This window comes from Pikeienuella piscinae (assembly GCF_011044155.1).
Taxonomy (GTDB): Bacteria; Pseudomonadota; Alphaproteobacteria; order Rhodobacterales; family Rhodobacteraceae; genus Pikeienuella; species Pikeienuella piscinae.
Genome location: NZ_CP049056.1, coordinates 2,703,784 through 2,717,184 on the forward strand (window position 1 = coordinate 2,703,784; position 13,401 = coordinate 2,717,184).

The 13,401-nt window shown below is 66.6% G+C and carries 14 protein-coding genes; 7 read left to right on the top strand and 7 right to left on the bottom strand.

Annotated elements, in window-relative coordinates:
• Position 1: 1 nt before the first annotated feature.
• A complete protein-coding gene (locus G5B40_RS12820) occupies positions 2 to 1,195 on the bottom strand; it encodes an aminotransferase class I/II-fold pyridoxal phosphate-dependent enzyme (RefSeq protein WP_165099270.1) in 1,194 nt (397 codons plus the stop codon).
• A gap of 153 nt (positions 1,196 to 1,348) precedes the next feature.
• A complete protein-coding gene (locus G5B40_RS12825; RefSeq protein ID WP_165099272.1) occupies positions 1,349 to 2,683 on the bottom strand; it encodes an amidase in 1,335 nt (444 codons plus the stop codon).
• An 85-nt stretch (positions 2,684 to 2,768) separates the two neighbouring features.
• Here G5B40_RS12825 and G5B40_RS12830 point away from each other — a divergent pair, with 85 nt between their 5' ends.
• Both G5B40_RS12830 and G5B40_RS12835 read left to right on the top strand, forming a co-directional pair.
• Positions 2,769 to 3,998: an FAD-dependent monooxygenase gene (locus tag G5B40_RS12830; RefSeq protein ID WP_165099274.1), complete on the top strand. Its 1,230-nt coding sequence runs from the start codon at positions 2,769 to 2,771 to the stop codon at positions 3,996 to 3,998.
• 186 nt (positions 3,999 to 4,184) lie between these two features.
• Positions 4,185 to 4,604, top strand: coding sequence for a glyoxalase superfamily protein (locus G5B40_RS12835; protein WP_246209498.1), 420 nt, complete (start codon positions 4,185 to 4,187; stop codon positions 4,602 to 4,604).
• Between the two features lie 30 nt (positions 4,605 to 4,634).
• On the opposite strand, the gene G5B40_RS12840 is transcribed toward G5B40_RS12835, so the two are convergent.
• On the bottom strand, positions 4,635 to 5,291 hold the full coding sequence (locus G5B40_RS12840) for a DsbA family protein (RefSeq protein WP_165099278.1): 657 nt from the start codon (positions 5,289 to 5,291) through the stop codon (positions 4,635 to 4,637).
• Positions 5,288 to 5,872, bottom strand: coding sequence for a DUF721 domain-containing protein (locus G5B40_RS12845; RefSeq protein WP_165099281.1), 585 nt, complete (start codon positions 5,870 to 5,872; stop codon positions 5,288 to 5,290). The genes G5B40_RS12840 and G5B40_RS12845 overlap by 4 nt, the downstream gene beginning before the upstream one ends.
• A 93-nt stretch (positions 5,873 to 5,965) precedes the next feature.
• On the opposite strand from G5B40_RS12845, the gene mutY reads away from it, so the two are divergent.
• Entirely contained in the window at positions 5,966 to 7,117 is a 1,152-nt protein-coding gene (gene mutY / locus G5B40_RS12850; protein WP_246209500.1) for an A/G-specific adenine glycosylase, read from the top strand.
• On the opposite strand, the gene G5B40_RS12855 is transcribed toward mutY, so the two are convergent.
• Entirely contained in the window at positions 7,118 to 8,209 is a 1,092-nt protein-coding gene (locus G5B40_RS12855; RefSeq protein ID WP_165099286.1) for a site-specific DNA-methyltransferase, read from the bottom strand. It lies immediately after the preceding gene.
• Positions 8,210 to 8,318: 109 nt separating this feature from the next.
• Complete coding sequence (locus G5B40_RS12860) at positions 8,319 to 8,921, bottom strand: ribonuclease HII (RefSeq protein ID WP_165099289.1); 603 nt, start codon at positions 8,919 to 8,921, stop codon at positions 8,319 to 8,321.
• Positions 8,922 to 9,008: 87 nt separating this feature from the next.
• Between G5B40_RS12860 and G5B40_RS12865 the strand changes: the two genes are divergently transcribed.
• Genes G5B40_RS12865 through G5B40_RS12880 form a run of 4 tightly spaced genes read left to right on the top strand, consistent with a single transcriptional unit; the run spans position 9,009 to position 12,535 of the window.
• Positions 9,009 to 9,779, top strand: a complete 771-nt coding sequence (locus tag G5B40_RS12865; RefSeq protein ID WP_165099292.1) for a (Fe-S)-binding protein — start codon at positions 9,009 to 9,011, stop codon at positions 9,777 to 9,779.
• Positions 9,776 to 11,215 carry a LutB/LldF family L-lactate oxidation iron-sulfur protein gene (locus tag G5B40_RS12870; protein WP_165099295.1) on the top strand — a complete coding sequence of 480 codons (1,440 nt, stop codon included), beginning with the start codon at positions 9,776 to 9,778 and terminating at the stop codon, positions 11,213 to 11,215. The genes G5B40_RS12865 and G5B40_RS12870 overlap by 4 nt, the downstream gene beginning before the upstream one ends.
• Positions 11,212 to 11,880 (top strand): LutC/YkgG family protein, encoded by a 669-nt coding sequence (locus tag G5B40_RS12875; RefSeq protein WP_165099297.1) that lies wholly within the window; start codon positions 11,212 to 11,214, stop codon positions 11,878 to 11,880. Before G5B40_RS12870 ends, G5B40_RS12875 begins: the two co-directional genes overlap by 4 nt.
• 43 nt (positions 11,881 to 11,923) lie before the next feature.
• Entirely contained in the window at positions 11,924 to 12,535 is a 612-nt protein-coding gene (locus G5B40_RS12880; protein ID WP_165099299.1) for a LolA family protein, read from the top strand.
• Between the two features lie 47 nt (positions 12,536 to 12,582).
• On the opposite strand, the gene G5B40_RS12885 is transcribed toward G5B40_RS12880, so the two are convergent.
• The gene (locus tag G5B40_RS12885) at positions 12,583 to 13,374 is read right to left on the bottom strand and encodes an exodeoxyribonuclease III (RefSeq protein WP_165099302.1); all 792 of its coding nucleotides are present in this window, start codon (positions 13,372 to 13,374) and stop codon (positions 12,583 to 12,585) included.
• Positions 13,375 to 13,401 lie beyond the last annotated feature (27 nt).

Here is a 13,401-nt window from a genome sequence, read left to right on the forward strand (position 1 = left end):
TCTATCCCCCGATCACTTCGCGAATGGCGTGGAGCCCCCGCTCCACATGCGCCACCTCGTCAACCAGAGCGGCGCGGACATAGCCCCACCCCGGGTCGCCGACGCCAGCACCCGGACTGGCCTCCCGGCTCAGATAGCTCCCCGGCAAGACCTTGACGCCATGTTCGCGCCAGAGGCGGAGCGCGGTCTCCTCGCCGTCTCCGACCCCGATCCAGAGGAAGAACCCCGCCTTCGGCGCGAATCCGATGATCCGCTCCGCAAGCGCGTATTTCTCGGCGTAGAGCGCGCGGTTCGCTTCGACATGCGTTTCGTCGCGCCATATTTCGGCGGCCGCGAGTTGCGCCGGCAGCGGAAGCGGCGCGCCAGTATAAGCGCGCAGCCGACGGAGCGCGGTGACCGCCCCCGCGCCGCCGACACAGAAACCTGACCGCAGACCAGGCAGATTCGAGCGCTTGGATAACGAGTGAAAGGCGAGCACCCGCTCAGGGTCCGCGCCCACCCTTCGAACCGCCGATAGTATCCCCGGCGGCGGGGCGTCGCGATAGATCTCGGCGTAACACTCATCGGCGAAGATGCGGAAATCATGCCGTTCGGCCAGCGCGAGAAGTCCGGCCCAGTAATCTGGCCCGGCGACGGCGCCCTGCGGGTTCGCCGGCGAGCAGATATAGGCGACCGTCACCCGGTCGAGGAGCGTCGGGTCGAGCGTGGCGTAATCCGGCAGGTGGCCGGTCTCCGCCGTCGCGTTCACATAGACCGGCTCCGCCCCGGCGGTCAGCGCGGCGACCGCGTAACACTGGTAAAACGGGTTCGGCAGGAGCACCGCCGCGCGCCCGCCGTTCTTCGACTCGGGGCTGAGCGCGAGACAAGCGTTGAAAAGCCCTTCGCGCGTGCCGTTCAGCGGAAAGACGTTGGCGCCCGCATCGACGCTGACGCCGTAGCGTCGGTTGGTCCAGGCGGCGCAGGCCTCCAGAAGGTCGGGATGGCCCTCGTTTGGCGGATATTTGCCATAGAGGTGGAGATGGCGCGCCAGCGCCTCGGCCAGAAAGGGCGGCGGCGGATGACGCGGTTCACCCAGCGACATCGCCACGGGTTCCGTGTTCGCTCCGGCGGGGCCGGGCGGATAGGGGTCGAGTAGCGCCCGCAAACGCGGAAACGCATACTCCGGGAGGTTCGAAAACCGCTCGGGCGCCTGCATCACTAACTACCTCAATGCGGGGTCTCTGACGGACCCTCGTCTTCGAGCAAGTTACACAGGCCGGTCGTTACGGTCCAGAAATTAAACGTGATTCGGGCGTCAGGCCGTGTCTTTTCGGCAACGCTTCCCATGCGAGTCCGATCCTGGCGCCGCTCAACCCGCCACCACCGGCGCCGCCGCTGCGCCGAATCGGCAGAGGTGCGCCTCGCCGTATGGTCGGCCCATCAGCATGATCCCGCATGCGGGCGTCGCGGTCGGCAGCGTCAGCGCGCAAAGCCCGAGGAGATTGGCGATTCGCGTGTTTCGCAGCGTCAGAAGGTTCTCCTGCGCGAAGAATTCCGCGTCCGCCAGCAACCCTTCGACATTCGGCGGCAGGAGCGGGGCGGATGGAATGAGAACGGCGTCGAACGCCGCCATCCGCTTCGCCCATTCCGACCGAATCCGTTCCAGCCGGCGCCAGTCGCGGATATAGGATGCGGCGGTGATGGTGGCGCCGGAGCGGAAACGGTCGCGCACCGGGGCGAACATCAGATCGCCCTTCTCCTCGATCGTCTCGCCCCATTCCGCCCAGGCCTCGCCGGTGAAAACAACGGGCGAAAGCGGTAGTGCTGCGGCGACCTCGGGCGCCTCGACCCGCTCCACCTTAGCGCCGGCGCGGGAAAGCGCATCGACCGCGGTCTCGAACGCGGCGCGCGGCGCATCCCGGCAGTCTGCGTCGAGCGCAACCGTCTCCAGCACCGCGAATCGGGCGCCCTTCAGCGTCGCGCCCGAAAGATCCGGCGCGCTTCCACCGCCCATCGCTTCGAGCAGCAGGGCCGAGTCCTCCACCGTCCGACAGAGCGGCCCGGTGGTGTCGAATCGGGCGCAGAGCGGAACCAGGCCCCGGTCGGATAGCAACCCATGCGTTGTCTTGAGACCAACCAGAGAATTCCAAGCCGCAGGGATGCGGACCGAGCCGCCGGTGTCGGAGCCGATCCCCGCCGCCGCAAGTCCGAAGACGACCGATGCGGCGGCGCCGGAGGACGACCCGCCGGGGGCCAACGCCGCGTCGAACCGGTTCGGCGGCGTCGCCGTCACCGGGTTCACGCCAAGGCCGGAGAACGCAAGCTCGGTCTGGTGGGTCTTGCCGAGGGCGACCAACCCGGCGCGCTTCGCGTTCGCCACGACGACGGCGTCGACCTCCGGGGTCCGCCCCTTCAGCATCGCGGAGCCGCTTTCGGTGATCTCGCCGCTGAAATCGAAGAGGTCTTTCCAGGAGATCGGAACGCCGTCGAGCGGCCCGCGTCTCAGCCCGCTTTTCGCGCGCCCGGCGGCGGCGGCGGCTTCGCGCCGCGCTTCATCGGTGCGAACACGGGTGTAGATGCGGCTGGCGTCGGCATGGGCGTCTATCGCGGAAAGATAGGCCTCGGTCGCCTCGCGCGCGTCGAGCGCGCCGCTTTCGATCCGACGCCCCGTCTCCGCTGCGCTCAATTCGGTGATCTCCGCCATCCCGCCATCCCCCTTCGTGATGCGACGCGGCCATCGCTACGGCGCGCGCGTGGACAATCGCCCTCTCACGGCCGATATATCAACCATGAAACCGGCGCCCGACTTCGACGTTCTGATCATTGGCGGCGGCCTCGCCGGGGCGGCGGCGGCGCTGGCGGTCGCCTCGACCGGGCTGGAGGTCGCTCTGTTCGACGCCGCTCCGGCGCAAGACGAGCTGGAGCCATATGACGGACGCGCCTATTCGGTGCCCGCCGGCTCGCGACGCTTCTGGGAGGCGGTCGGCGTCTGGGAGCGCATCGCCGGGGAAGCGCAGGAAATCAGCGATATCCTGGTGTCCGACGGCAGGGTCGGCGAGGGCGCCTCGCCCCTTTTCCTGCGTTTCGATCACCGTGAGCCGGAAAGCGGCGGCTTCGGGCGGATGATCGAGGACCGGCATCTCCGCACCGCCGCGTTCGAGAAACTGGCGGAGACGCCGGGCGCGCGCATCCGCCACGGCGTCCGCGTCTCCGGCTCGCGCGTCGAGCCGGGCCGCACGGTCGCGACGCTGGCGAATGGCGAGGAGGTCTTCGCCCGACTGATCGTCGCCGCCGACGGACGCGAGAGCCCGCTGCGCGCCGCCGCCGGGATCGAACGCGTCAACTGGGCCTATGGCCAGAATGGCATGGTCTCTGCCGTCGCGCATGAAAGGCCGCATCATGGCGTCGCACATGAGCTTTTTCTCCCCGCTGGGCCGTTTGCGATCCTGCCGTTGAAACGGAACCGATCCTCGCTTGTCTGGACCGAAAGCGCGGCGGAGGCGGCGCGCATCCATGCCCTGCCGGACGATCTCTACCTCGCCGAGCTTGAGACCCGCTTCGGTGATTTCCTCGGCGCGCTCTCCTTGGAAGGAAAACGCTGGACCTATCCGCTGCATTTCAGCCTCGCGCATGAATATGTCGCGCCGCGCCTCGCTCTGCTCGGCGACGCCGCCCATGCCGTGCATCCGATCGCCGGTCAGGGGCTCAACCTCGGCGTCCGCGACGCCGCCGCGCTGGCCGAGGTGCTGGCCGGGGCGATGCGGCGTGGCGAAGACATCGGCGATATCGCCGTCCTGAGGCGCTATGAGCAATGGCGGCGCTTCGACTCCGCTGCGCTAGGCCTCTCAATGGATGCGCTGAACCGGCTCTTCTCCAACGATATCGGCCCGCTGCGCGCCCTCCGCGATCTCGGGCTCGGCATGGTCAACAATACGCCGGGACTGAGGCGCGCATTCATGCGCGCGGCGTCGGGGCTTTCGGGGGAGGTTCCGAAACTGATGCGAGGCGAGGCGATCTGACCACGCGTTGACAGCAGCCGTCGCGCGTCTTATCTGCGCCCGCACATGGGGTGAAGGCCCCCGCCGTCCGCAGGCTCCGGCCCCTGGTGAAGCCTTCGCAGATCGACGCACTCGCCCCTTTTCAGGATGCGGCGCGATAGCAATGCGGGCCCCGTCGGAATATCCGCATCGCGAAGGACGGCGATGATGCTCTCGATTGAAGACCTGAAGGCGCAAGCGAAGCGGCTGCGCGCCACGCTGGCGGAAAGCGGCCAGACGCTCGGCCATTCGCAATCGCTTGAAGCGGTGGCGCGGATGCGCGGCTATCGTGACTGGAACACGCTCCACGCCGCCATCGGCAACCGCCCGCCCGGCCCGCCCGTCGGGGTTGGTCAGAGCGTTGGCGGCGCCTATCTGGGCAAACCGTTCCGCGGAGAGGTGAAGGCGGTCTCAGCCCTCGGCGACGGGCGCTTCCGGATCACGCTGCATTTTGACGATCCGGTCGACGTCTCCACCTTCGAAAGCTTCGAAGTGCTGCGTCAGCGCGTTTCCGCCACCATCCAGCGGAACGGAGAGACTATGGAGCGGACCTCGAACGGCGCGCCGCAGATGCAGATCAGCCTTTAAGCGCGGCGGGGCGCATGCCCCGCCGCCCCTTCAAAGGTGCTTGTCGATTTCGGCCGCCATCGCTTCGGCGGAGATCGCGCCCTCGACCCGTTCGCCGTTGACGAAGAAGGTCGGGGTCGAGCGGACCTCGTCTTCGCCGCTCGTGGTCTGGAAATCCTTGACCAGACGCTCAAGAAAGTCCTGGTCGCCGAGACAGGCGTCCATACGCTCGTTCGAAAGCCCGGCGAGCCGACCAATCTTCTTCATCTCCCCGATGATCGGCTGGGGATTCTTTGTTTCGTTGAAGGCCCTCACATGGTCGAGATACCAAGTCTGCTGCCGGCTGAGAAAGCTGTCGATCAGACGATAATAGCCCATCTCGCCGCCGCAGCGTGCGGTCATCGACGACCACAGACCGAACTGGTCGAAATAGATCTCCCGCACGATCATCTTCGCCTTACCCGTGTCGATATATTTCGCCTTGATCTCGGGATAGGACTCTTCATGGAAATGGGCGCAATGCGGACAGGTGAGCGAGAGATACTCGACAATGGTCACCGGCGCGTCGGCCTGTCCCAGCACCACGTCGCCCAGTGCGTAGCCCCTCTCCTCGAGATCCTCGGCGAAGGCGGGACGGGCCGCGAGCGCCGCGAGGCCGACGCCAAGCGCGACGGCGCCACGCCGGGTTAAGTAATGGGGTGAGGTCATTCATTGCTCCCTGATGAGTTTCCGCCCGTCGCCGGGCCATCGCTGGCGGCTCGCGCGGTCTTCGCCTTCACATTGGCGCCCAGCCGCGCAAGCGCAAGCGCAAGACCTGGATCCGCGACGTCCTTGACCGGCGCCGGCGGCGCGCCTTCCCACTTCGCCGGCGCCTCGGCGAGGCCCGCCGGCGCGGCGCGCATCATTGGCGCGCGGGACTGGTCGATAACAATGCGCGACACTGCGCGATAGCCGTAAAACGCGTTCACCCGGTCGATGATCCGGGTCTTCTGCATCTCGACCTCGGGCGCCCGCGCACCCTCAGTGGTGAGGATGAGCGAAGCGCCGAGCCCGCCGCGGCTGCGATAGGTCACCTTCATCGGTCTACAGATCGATGCGAGCGCCTCACCGACAACGGCGCGCCATTCGGTCAGAAGGCGCAATTCGGCGAATCCACGTCGCGCGCCGCAGGATTTCAGCGCCGACGGGGTGAGTTCCGCCGCCCGAAGAAACCCCTTCGCACGCCGTTCAGGCGCCGGGCGCGTCCGACCCTTGCGCTGCGCGCGCGGTTCTGCTGTCTCCTCGCTCATGGGCTCTGAATGGCACATCGCAACGGGAAAGAGGAGCGCAGATTTCAGCGTCCGCGCGCTTCGAAACCATCAACACTCCGTGAGTCCGCCGAGGTGAGCCGGATCGCCGCCGACCTCCTCGCCTGGTACGACAGGAATGCGCGGGTGCTGCCCTGGCGGACGCCGCCCGGCGCGGGCCCGGCCGATCCCTATCGCGTCTGGCTCTCGGAGATCATGCTGCAGCAGACGGTCGTCGCGACGGTGAAGCCCTATTTCGGCCGCTTCACGACGCTATGGCCGGATGTCGTCACGCTCGCCGCCGCACCGCGCGAGGCGGTGCTGGCGGAGTGGGCCGGGCTTGGCTACTACGCGCGCGCCCGCAACCTTCACGCCTGCGCCGGGGTCGTCACCCGCGATCATGGCGGGCGGTTTCCGGATACCGTCGAGGGGCTGCTGACGTTGCCCGGGATCGGCCCCTACACCGCCGCCGCCATCGCCGCTATCGCATTCGATCGTCCGGTGGCGGCGATCGACGGCAATGTCGAGCGGGTCATGGCGCGGCTTCACGCGATCAAGACGCCGCTTCCCGCCGCAAAACCGCGGATCCGCGCCGTCGCGGACGCGGCGGTCCCGGCGGAGCGACCCGGCGATTTCGCGCAGGCGCTGATGGATCTTGGCGCGACGATCTGCGCGCCAAAGACGCCGCGCTGCGCCGAATGTCCGCTCGCTGGCGATTGCGCGGGCCGCTTGCGGGGCCTCGCGGCGACGCTGCCGCGAAAAACGCCAAAGCCGCCGAAACCGGCGCGGACCAGCGCAGTCTATGCGCATTTTCGTAATGACGGCGCGATTCTGATCGAAACGCGGCCCGATTCGGGCCTTCTCGGCGGCATGATCGGCCTGCCGGGCCCGGACTGGACGAAACATCCGCCCACGCCCGAGACGATCGCCGCCGCCGCTCCCGGCGCCGCCGATTGGCAACGGGCTGAGACGGAAGCGCGCCATGTCTTCACCCATTTCAGCCTCACGCTCGGCGTGCTCGTCGCGACGGGACCAGCCTTGCAGGGGCGGCGTTACATGGCGTTCGAGGCGGCGCGCGCAGCGGCGCCGACAGTGATGCGCAAGGCGATGGAGATCGCCCGCGCCGGCCTCCGCGATGGGGCGCGCATCACGGCTTCTGCGGGGGTGAAAAAAAACACCCCGCCGGATGAGGGCGGGGCGAGGTGGGGGCGCGCGGCGGGCCCCAGGCAAGATTTCGGAAAACTTTGATCAGGCGGTCATCTCGGCCCTGATCTGCTGGCGAAGCACATCGATCGGCACGCGCCGGCCGTCGCGGCGGAAATGCCAGTAGGTCCAGCCGTTGCAGCTCGGCGCGCCCTCGACCGCAGCGCCGACCTGATGGATCGAGCCGGCCGCGTCGGCGGTGATCAGCGTGCCGTCGGCGCGAACACGCGCGCGGTGGCGGCCGTTGAGGCTCTCCAGCACTTCGCCCGGCTCAAGCATCCGCCGCTCTACGACCCGGCCGAAGGGGACGCGCGGCTCCTTCCGCTTTGACGCGGTGACGACAAGCGCTTCGGGCCCGGCGGGAACGACATCCGCGATTCGGGCGCGGGCGGCCTTGATGTAGTCCGCCTCGCGCTCGATCCCGATCCAGCGGCGGCCGAGACGTTTGGCTGCGGCGCCGGTGGTGCCGGTGCCAAAGAACGGGTCGAGCACCACGTCGCCGGGCTGAGTCGAGCCGATCAGTATGCGGTGGAGCAGCCCCTCCGGTTTCTGCGTCGGATGCGCCTTCTCGCCCGAGTCGGTCTTCAGCCGCTCACCTCCGGTGCAGAGCGGCATCTCCCAGTCGGAGCGCATCTGCACGCCATCGTTGAGCGCTTTCAGCGCATCATAGTTGAAGCAATATTTCGACCGGTCGGTGCGCGCCGCCCAGATCATCGTCTCATGCGCGTTGGTCAGGCGCTTGCCGCGAAAATTTGGCATCGGGTTGGTCTTCCGCCAGACCACGTCGTTCAAGATCCAGAAGCCGAGATCCTGCACCGCCGCGCCAACCCGGAAGATATTGTGATAGGAACCGATGACCCAGAGCGCGCCATCGGGCTTCAGAAGCCGCCGCGCCGCCTTCAACCAGTCGCGGGTAAAGCGATCATAGGCGCTGAAACCATCGAATCGGTCCCAGGCGTCGTCCACCGCATCGACTCGGGAATTGTCAGGACGGTGCAACTCGCCCTTCAGTTGCAGGTTATAGGGCGGGTCGGCGAAGATCAGATCGACCGACGCCGCCGGCAGCGCGTTCATCGCCTTCACGCAATCGCCCGCAATAATGGTGTCGAGCGGCAGCGCCGCCTTTTCGCTTTTCATCTCGATCACGCCTTGCGTCCCCGCCGCCGAATCACCCGTTGACGCCAAGATGATTCAAGCCAACGCCATGGTCAATAATTATTTTGAATCAGGAAGTTGTTAGACGTTCTTAACGCAGCATATTGTGTATGGGACGAAAGCTCCGCCTATGATGTGGGGTGACGCCATGGGCGATCAGCGCCGCCCGATGCGCGGCGACGCCGTAACCGGCGTTGCTCTCCCACCCGTATTCCGGATGCGTTTCCGCCAGTGCGGCCATGATCCGGTCGCGCGTCACCTTGGCGACGATCGAGGCCGCGGCGATGGAAAGCGAGCGGGCGTCTCCCTTCACCACGGCTTCGGCCGGGCACGGCAGATCCGGCGGAAGACGGTTCCCGTCGATCAACGCGAAGGCGGGCGCCTCCGGCAGCGCGTCGACGGCGCGGCGCATCGCGAGGTATGTCGCATTGAGAATGTTGAGCCGGTCGATCTCCTCGACGCTGGCGATCCCCACGCCGATTCCGGCGACCGGAGCAAGCGCCGCGAAGAGCGCCGCCCGCCGCCGGGCGGTGAGCTTCTTCGAATCGTTCAGCCCGGCGGGCGTCGACGACGGATCGAGAATCACGGCCGCGGCGACCACGGGCCCCGCCCAAGGGCCGCGTCCGGCCTCGTCAACGCCGGCGACCGGGACCGCTGCGGTGGCGCGCTCGAAACTGAAATCCGGGATCGTCATCCCGCCCTCCTTCCCTCAGCGACGGAATTCCCCATGGAAAGCCGCGCCACCTTTCGATAAGCCGAATGAACCGCAAGGGGAGCCGAAATGCCAGAACCCGCCAGGCCGCGCGTCGCACTCTTCGTCACATGTCTCGTCGACATGTTCCGTCCGACCATCGGCTTCGCGGCGGTCGGGCTGCTGACCGAAGCGGGATGCGAGGTCGTAGTGCCGGAGGCGCAGACCTGCTGCGGCCAGCCCGCCTATAATTCCGGCGACCGGGCGACGACACGGCGGATCGCGAAAGGCGTCATCGCAGCCTTCGAGGGCTATGACTATGTCGTCGGTCCATCCGGCAGCTGCATCGGCACGATCGTCAAGGACTATCCCGCGCTCTTTGACGATGAACCTGAATGGGCCGCGCGCGCGAAAGCGCTCGCGGCGCAATCATACGAGATCACCGCCTTTCTCACCGAGGTCATGAAATTCATCCCGACCGACATGCGCTTCGACGGTCGCGTGACCTACCATGACAGCTGCTCGGGCCTTCGCGGGCTCGGCGTTCACGATCAACCGCGCGCTCTGCTCGCGGCGGTCGAAGGGCTGGAGCTGATCGAGATGAAGGACGCGGACGTCTGTTGCGGGTTCGGGGGCGCGTTCTGCGTCAAGTATCCCGCCATCTCCAACAAGATGGTCTCGGACAAGACCGCGAACATCGCCGCGACAGGGGCGGAGACGCTGCTCGCCGGCGATCTCGGCTGCCTGATGAACATGGCCGGGAAGCTCTCACGCGAGGGGCGGCCGGTGAAGGCGCGCCATGTCATCGAGGTTCTGGCGGGCATGAGCGACCGGCCCGCCATCGGGGAGAGCGAAGAATGAGCCTGCACGAGCCGACAACGCGGAACTTCAAGGCGAATGTCCGTGAGGCGCTGGCCGACCCGAACCTACAAAAGGCGATGCGATCGACAGGAACCGGCTTCGTCGGCAAGCGGGCGACGGCGCGGGCCGGCGTTCCGGAGTTCGACGAGATCCGCGATGCGGCGCGCGACCTGAAAAACCACGTCCTCGGCCATCTCGACCTCTATCTGGAGCGCTATGAAGAGAAGGTGAACGCTGCTGGCGGTCACGTTCATTGGGCGGAAACCGCCGAGGACATGCGGAACATCGTTCTCGACATCTGCCGCAAGGCCGGGACGAAGACGGTCAACAAGGGCAAGACGATGATCTCGGAGGAAGCCGGGATCAACGACTTTCTCGAAGAGAACGGGATCAAGCCGGTCGAGACGGATCTCGGCGAATACATCATCCAGCTTAGGGGCGAGGGGCCGAGCCACATCATCGCGCCGGCGATCCATGTGACGACGGACGAAATCGAGTCACTCTTTCGCGAACGGCACGAGCATCTCCCGAAAGACCGGAATCTCTCCGAGCTGTCCTCGATGCTGACCGAAGCAAGGACGATTCTTCGCCAGAAATATTTCGAGGCGGAGGTCGGCATCACCGGCGCCAACATGTTGATCGCGGAGACCGGCCAGTCGGTGATTGTGACTAACGAGGGCAACGGCGATCTTTCCCAGTCATTGCCGAAGGTCCATATCGTGCTCGCGTCGCTTGAGAAGATCGTCCCGACGCTGGAGGACGCGGCGACCGTGCTGCGGGTGCTGGCGCGGTCCGCCACCGGGCAGGAGATGTCGGTCTACACCACGTTCTCTTCCGGGCCGCGCCGGGCGGAGGACCCGGACGGGCCGGAGGAGTATCACGTCGTCCTGCTGGACAATGGCCGGAGCGAAATGATCGGCACCGAGTTTCAGGACATGCTGCGCTGCATCCGTTGCGGCGCCTGCATGAACCACTGCCCGGTCTACCAGGCGGTCGGCGGGCACGCCTATGGCTGGGTCTATCCCGGACCGATGGGCGCGGTGCTGACCCCGTCGCTGATCGGCGTGGAGGAAGGCGGCATGTTGCCGAACGCCTCCACCTTCTGCGGGCGCTGCGAGGCGGTCTGCCCGATGCGGATCCCGCTGCCGAAGATGATGCGCCACTGGCGCGAGCGGGAGTTCGAGCGCAATCTCTCGCCTGCGGCCACGCGCTACGGGCTTCGGTTCTGGGCCTGGTTCGCGGCGCGCCCCGGGCTATACCGCGCTGCGACGCGCGCAGGGATGGCGGCGTTGAAGCTGATGGGCGGCAAGCGGCGGCGCTTCCGACGTCTGCCGCTCGCCGGCGGCTGGACCGAACATCGGGATTTTCCTGCGCCCGAAGGCAAGACATTCATGGCCGCATGGGCCGAAGCCCAGCGCATCAAGGAATCGCAATGAGCGCGCGCGAGCGGATACTGAACCGGCTTCGGGGCGCGCTGCGCGCAGATGGCGGACCGGGAGCGCGCGCGGCGGCTGTGGACACGCGGCTGGGTGCGCCGGTAGGCCGGGCGCCCCGACCGAGTCAAAGCCGCCGCGAGGGCGCCGCGCGAGTCGAGGAGTTCATGAAGCGCGCGACGGCGGCGGACGCGACAGTCAGTCGGATCGCAACCATGGAGGAGCTTCCCACGGCGCTTTCGCACGAATTGCGCCAGCGCAATCTTGGCCAGACGATACGCATGGGCGACGATCCGACGCTCGGCGCCCTCGACTGGTCCGACATGGACGTCAGCCGCGGACCGGGCCGCCTCGAAGAGCCGGCGACGCTCTCGACGGCTCCCTACGGGCTGGCGGAGACCGGCACGCTCGCGCTCTGCTCTGGGCCGGACAACCCGGTGACGCTGACCTTTCTCGGTGAGACGCATTTCGTCGCGCTCCGCGCTTCGGACATCCACGCCGGGTTCGAGGAGCTTTTCGCGGCGCACCGCGCTTCCGGCCGCGACCCGCGAACGCTGAACTTCGTCACCGGTCCGTCGCGTTCGGCGGATATCGGTCAGGTTCTGCAACTCGGCGCGCACGGACCGGTCGCGCTTCATATCTTCGTGGTGGGTGATGAAGCTTCGTGAACGGGCCTGTATTTCACCGCGAATCCAGCTTATATCGCAGGGCATGAACAGACGCGCCCTAATTCTCGTCGGCCTCGCCCTTCCGTTTCTCGGTTTCGCTTCGCCGGCAGCGGCGCAGGATGCGCGGGAACTGGCGCGGATTTCCGCCTATCTCAATTCGATCACGACGCTCGCTGGTCATTTCGTCCAGATCGATCCGGACGGCATCCTCTCGGAAGGCAAGTTCTACATGTCGCGGCCGGGGCGGATTCGTTTCGAGTATGACGAGCCCAATCCGGCGTTGGTGGTCGCTGACGGAACCTGGGTCGGCGTCGTCGACAAGCGCTATGACCAGGTGAACCGCTATCCGCTGAACGAGACGCCGCTGAATCTGATCCTGCGCGCCGACGTCAACCTTGGGCGCGAAGGCGCGGTCGAGGGGATCGAGGTCGCCGACGGGCAGATGCGGGTGCGCGCGCGCGATCCCGATCATCCGGAGCGGGGTTCGATCACCATGATATTCGGCGCGAATCCTCTCGAGCTACGGCAGTGGATCATCGACGACGCCCAGGGCGGCTCGACGACCGTGGCATTGAGCGACATGCGGGCGAATGTCGGGATCGACCCCTCGCAGTTCGTGATCCCGAAACGGGGCGGCCAGAAGGTGGACCGCTAGAACCGCGCGGACCCGGCCCGCGCGAAACTGACGCGCTCTCCGTGACTTCAGATATCGAAAGTCGCAAAGACCGGCGCATGGTCTGAGGGCTTCTCCCAGCCCCTGACGGCGCGGAGCACGCGTGAGCCGCCGGCGCCCGGCGCAGGTGCAATGTCGGGGGTCGCCCAGACATGATCGAGCCGGCGTCCCTTGTCTGCAGCGTCCCAATCCTTCGCACGGTAAGACCACCAGGTGTAGAGTTGACCATCGCCATGATCGGCGCGGGTGACGTCGACCCAGCGCCCTGCGGCGCGGGCGCGCTCGAACGCGGCGACCTCGACCGGCGTGTGGCTGACGACTTTCAGAAGCTGCTTGTGAGACCAGACATCGTCCTCTCTGGGCGCGATGTTCAGATCCCCGACGAGGATCGCCGACGCTTTCGACGCCTCGCCCCAGCGCGTCAGATCATCGACGAAACGGAGCTTGTGGTCGAATTTCTCATTCACCGCCGGATCCGGTATATCACCGCCGGCCGGCAGGTAGACATTGTGGATCTCGACGCCGCTCTTCAAACGGCCCACGACGTGACGCGCGTCGCCTTTACCGCCGAAATTTTGCGGGTCGACAGGATCGAGGGGCAGTTTCGAGAGGATAGCGACACCATTATAACCCTTGTCGCCGCGCGACAGCACATGCGTGTAGCCAAGTCCGGTGAAACCTTCGAGCGGAATTTTCTCCACCGGTGACTTGGTTTCCTGAAGGCAGAGAATATCCGGCGCTTCCTCTCTCAACAGGCGCAGGACGATACCTTCGCGCAGGCGAACGGAGTTGATGTTCCAGGTGCAGACGGTGACGGGCATTGGCGATCCTTGTGCAAGGCCGCGAGA